The organism is Actinomyces sp. S6-Spd3 (genome assembly GCF_000758755.1).
Taxonomy (GTDB): domain Bacteria; phylum Actinomycetota; class Actinomycetes; order Actinomycetales; family Actinomycetaceae; genus Pauljensenia.
In genome coordinates this window covers 1-548 of sequence record NZ_JRMV01000144.1, presented here as the reverse complement: position 1 = coordinate 548, position 548 = coordinate 1, and the positions used below count along the sequence as shown (strand labels likewise).

The 548-nt window shown below is 55.8% G+C and carries 1 protein-coding gene; it reads left to right on the top strand.

Going from position 1 to position 548, the window contains the following annotated elements:
• A partial coding sequence (locus HMPREF1627_RS00850) for a carbohydrate ABC transporter permease (RefSeq protein ID WP_034500356.1) occupies positions 1–548 on the top strand: 548 nt, incomplete at both ends.

Sequence of the window (548 nt, the reverse complement as noted above, 5' to 3'; positions counted from 1 at the left end):
AAGCTAAAGGGTCGAAACTTTGTTCGCTCGGTAGTGTTTGCGCCCTACATCATCTCTGGAGCCGCAATCGGGGTTGCCTTCCAGTTCGTGTTCGACCCCAGCTTCGGCCTCATTGCAGACATTTTTATTCGCTTGGGTAGCCAGTCGCCGGACTTCTATCAACGCCCCGGCTGGGCTCTTTTCATGGTGACCCTGACTTACATTTGGAAGAACTTGGGCTACAGCTTCGTCATCTACCTCGCTGCCTTGCAGGGCCGGCGCAAAGACCTGGACGAAGCGGCAGAAATCGATGGAACCTCTGCGTGGAGGCGCCTCACCCGCGTGCTTCTGCCCCAATTGCGCCCCACAACGTTCTTCCTGTCAATCACCGTGTTGCTCAACTCGATGCAGGTGTTCGACATTATCAACGTGATGACTCGGGGTGGCCCGCAGGGCACTGGAACGACCACGATGGTCTACCAGGTTTACCAAGAAACGTTTGTGAATTCTCGTGCGGGATACGGCGCAACCGTCGCAACCATCCTGTTCCTCATCCTGCTGGTAGTCAC